This window comes from Psychromonas antarctica, from assembly GCF_022267535.1.
Lineage (GTDB): Bacteria > Pseudomonadota > Gammaproteobacteria > Enterobacterales > Psychromonadaceae > Psychromonas > Psychromonas antarctica.
Genome location: NZ_JAHNZV010000169.1, coordinates 1 through 3,905, shown reverse-complemented (window position 1 = coordinate 3,905; position 3,905 = coordinate 1). Strand labels below are relative to the sequence as shown.

The window sequence follows — 3,905 nt, the reverse complement described above, 5'->3', positions numbered from 1 at the left end:
GACTCAGGTTATTTTTTGTAAAAAGATTAAAACCACTACCACGCACACTTCATGCGACTGCGAAACTGCGTTTCGGTTCGCATTCATTAACAGAGGCGCTGCGCGCGACACAGAGGAAAAACTAACAGACTAAAATATAAGATAATTATGTTTTTCTCTGTTTTCCCTCATTTTACTCTGTGGTGAAATTTTTTGACGTGTTTTTATCTTTTCCCATTTTTACCTGAGTTAAGTGCATAAGCATGTTAAATCATGCTATTAAGCGATAAAATTTCAAATAAAAGGGAACGAAACTAATTACGATTAGCTATCCATTCACTCAGTACAACATGCGTTTTAATCTTAATAATATCTTCTGATAAATCCAGAGGCTCTCTGATTTCATGAATTCGGCGCATGCTAGACGCTTTAACCATGGATTAGCGATGGTCGGTATTTTTGATCTGCTACTCGGAGGCGATGGCGCACAAGTCATTGGCGTTTTGGGCATCGCTGGCGGTATTGCCACCGTCAATGTATACACAGCGAGCCTTTCTCGACTTGCCTGGGGCTTCAGCAATGATGGCGTGCTCCCTGCTTATTTTAAAACCGTAAACCGCTATGGCGTACCGATTCGAGCCTTAAAAACATTATTAAGTATTATGGCCGTGGTTATCACAATAACGTTTTTAACCGGTAAACATTTAGAAGGCCTGATCACTTCGGTCAACGGCGTTTTTGTGATCATTTATTTCGCATCAATGTTGGCAGCGGTCAAATTAGCAAATAGAAAGCAAACGCCACTGATTATATTGGGATGTTTATTTTGTTTTACATTAATGTGGGGATTGGGTTGGCAAATGGGCTATGCCCTCTTACTTATTTCAATCACCGCACCTTTGCTTTATTGGCCGCAGATTAATAAACGAAATAAATCAGCACTTAAGGCTAATTGTTTATAATCTGACTCAACGGAGAACATATCATAGTATCAAGCGTTAATTTACCGCTGGATGAGCATTCTCTAAGAGATATTTTTTCATTATCTGGTAGAGATGATTAATACGCTCAGTCTGCGGTAAAGTTTTATAGATAGCCTCTAAATAACCCCGTTCAACAGTTAATAACAAGGCTTTATCCGTATTAATATCAAAAATCCACCCCATCTGAACGACTTTAATATCAACAATGGTTTCAATCATACTGTAAGAAATAATATGCTGTTGTTTAAGTGACTCATAAACAGGAAACGAAAGATCTTTACCTGCAGGTAAATTATGCACAACCGTCGGGTTATCTTTTTCCAATCCCTGCTGATAATAACCGATCACCACTTTCCAAATATCGAGTTTATCCGCATCCCGTAGCCGTTTACAGATTTGCAACGTTCTATCAGGAAGACCGTCTGTAATCACAGCTTTATTATGGTTTTCGACTGCCGTTATTATCAACTGGCTTTCTATGGGATCTAAAGGGTTAAGAATATTCTGTTCTTTTATAATACGCACACCTAACGCGGCGTGATCTTCTGATTTAGAGTCTGAAAAAGTACCGTACCTTTTAAGTTGTTCGAATCGGCCAACATCATGTAAAAGCGCGGTTGTTAACCCGATAATCTGATCCTTTTCAGAAAGGTCAGCACAAATTAAAGCCATATTACTGCAGACACGTAGTGTATGTTCTTTTTTTAACAGAATATTTTCTCTATCTGCATTAAGGTCAGATAAGAAACTATCCGTATATTTTAAGAACCATTTTTTTAATTGTTGATACTCTTTTATATCCATTTAAATATGTTCATCAGTTTTAAAATTTATGCAAAGAAAGCTGTGTAACGTTGCGTACTCGATTTCCCTCTAAGCAAAATAAAATTGCTGCTGTTGCCCTTTTTTAAACCTATAAAATGCCGGAGTAAATCATCTTAAATCCAATAATTAACAGCATGGCATGGACTATACGGTGAAAATTAATATTGTATTTGAACAGTAAATGATAGCCCCACATGCCGAGAAAAGTGCCTATAATCAATGCTGGAATAGCTTTTATACCATAATTAAAAACATCTTCCGTTAATAACCCTTTGTGCCAAAAAATAAAAGCGGTCGGGAAAAGTTGTACTAAAAACAAACAAGATAACGTCCCTTTAATCTTATGTGCAGACCAAGGCAGCATAGAAGTATACGCAATCACCGGCGGCCCCGATGCACCTACACTAGCGCCGCAAACACCAGAAAAAAAGCCAGCTAATAAGCTACTTGGCAGATTTTCTTTAGTAAATAAAGTTGATTTTGAACTTAAAGAATAGACGCTTGATACCACTAAGATACACCCTAAAATCAATAGCAGTGTTGTCTCGGGAAGATAAGTCAATAAACTTGCCCCAAAATAGCACCCAGGCAGAGACCCCATAAAAAGAATACCAGCAGTAGACCAATCTATATGTTGACGTAATTGCCATATAATAGGCAGTGCTAATGGCGCACTGAAAATAGCAATTAAAGGAACCGCAACCTTAACACCAATAATTAAAGATAAAAAAGGAATGGTTACTAAAGCAATACCAAAACCAGTTAACCCCTTAATAAAACCACCGCAGGTAATAATAAAAAAAAATAAAAGTAATGCAATATTCACGATTAATCAAATACCCTATTAGCACAATAAGTGTAAGCATCTTTTAAGCAAAAGGCAGGATACCAGTACCTTATCTGTCTTAAAATCATCTGTTAAAAAACATCATACTCTTACAAACTGAAAACTGAAAACTAACATTGCACAATGATAGACTGACGCAAGATGAAAGGCTTGCCCCTATTCCCATTCGTTTCAATACCATGATTAAAATACACAGAATTTCAATAATAACGCCATAGTATTAGGCAATAATATGTAAAGATTTCACTCTCCTCGCTGCGGATTGGAGGGCCGAGGGTCAGATCTTACTTTTTACTATTACGTTCATTATTGAGCAAAAATTCGCGTAAATGGGGTACTTCAACAGATTAATGAGCAAAAATGCCAAACCGGTATGTGCCCCGAAGCGCCCTAAAAAGCTATCTCGCTAATAAGATGGTCCGCCTCACCCTAGTCTAAACTTAGGGCAATTACTCAAGAGGAGAATCATCATGTCTAATATTAATATTTTAGGAATTGATATAGGTAAATCTACTTTTCATCTTGTTGGCCACGACGCATCAGGAAAAGAGGTTTGTCGTAAGAAACTAAGCCGTTCAAAGCTAATTCACTACCTATCTACATTAGCGGTAACAACCGTTGCAATGGAGTCTTGTGGAGGTGCGCATTGGTTGGCTAGAAAATGTCAGGGGTTTGGCCATACAACAAAACTTATCCCTCCTCAATACGTAAAACCATATGTTAAAACAAATAAAAACGATTTCATTGATGCAGACGCTATAGCTGAAGCCGCATCTAGACTTTTAATGCGCTTCGTCAGTGTAAAAACCGAGGCATCACAAGTGATATCAGTTATTCAACGCATACGCTCAAGTTACCTGAAAGACAGGACTGCTTGTATGTCTCGTATCGGCTCAATTTTACTGGAGTTTGGTATGCGCTTCCCTAGATCTCATTCCAAAATGAAGAGTTTGTTTCAGTGGCTAGCTGAATATGGAGAGCCAATACCACCGATGCTTCTTCGAGAACTAAGAGAACACCATGACTTTTTATTTGAAACTTGATGAATGGATATCACTGCAAGATAAAAAGCTTAAGCAATTAGTAGAAAATGATGAATTAGCACAGCTACTCATCTCTATTCCAGGAGTGGGAACGCTTACTACAAGTCGTTGTATGTCTGATATCAGTAATGCCTCAGATTTCAAAAATGGCAGGCATTTAGCTGCTTGGGTGGGTTTAGTTCCACGACAATTTTCAACAGGTGGAAAAACAACATTACTCGGTATAAG

General features: G+C 37.9%; 3 protein-coding genes and 2 pseudogenes. 2 read left to right on the top strand and 3 right to left on the bottom strand.

What is annotated here, in order from left to right:
- Positions 1-293: 293 nt before the first annotated feature.
- Positions 294-413, bottom strand: a pseudogene (locus tag KSO91_RS16315) (AsnC family transcriptional regulator); the annotation flags it as partial.
- Between KSO91_RS16315 and KSO91_RS16310 the strand changes: the two are divergent.
- On the top strand, positions 384-941 hold the full coding sequence (locus KSO91_RS16310; RefSeq protein ID WP_338049796.1) for an amino acid permease: 558 nt from the start codon (positions 384-386) through the stop codon (positions 939-941). The pseudogene KSO91_RS16315 and the gene KSO91_RS16310 overlap by 30 nt on opposite strands.
- A gap of 36 nt (positions 942-977) precedes the next feature.
- Here KSO91_RS16310 and KSO91_RS16305 read toward each other — a convergent pair whose 3' ends face one another.
- Positions 978-1,766, bottom strand: coding sequence for an HD domain-containing protein (locus KSO91_RS16305; protein WP_238744086.1), 789 nt, complete (start codon positions 1,764-1,766; stop codon positions 978-980).
- Between the two features lie 109 nt (positions 1,767-1,875).
- Positions 1,876-2,613, bottom strand: coding sequence for a sulfite exporter TauE/SafE family protein (locus KSO91_RS16300; protein WP_238744085.1), 738 nt, complete (start codon positions 2,611-2,613; stop codon positions 1,876-1,878).
- Positions 2,614-3,104: 491 nt separating this feature from the next.
- On the opposite strand from KSO91_RS16300, the pseudogene KSO91_RS16295 reads away from it, so the two are divergent.
- Positions 3,105-3,905, top strand: a pseudogene (locus tag KSO91_RS16295) (IS110 family RNA-guided transposase); the annotation flags it as partial.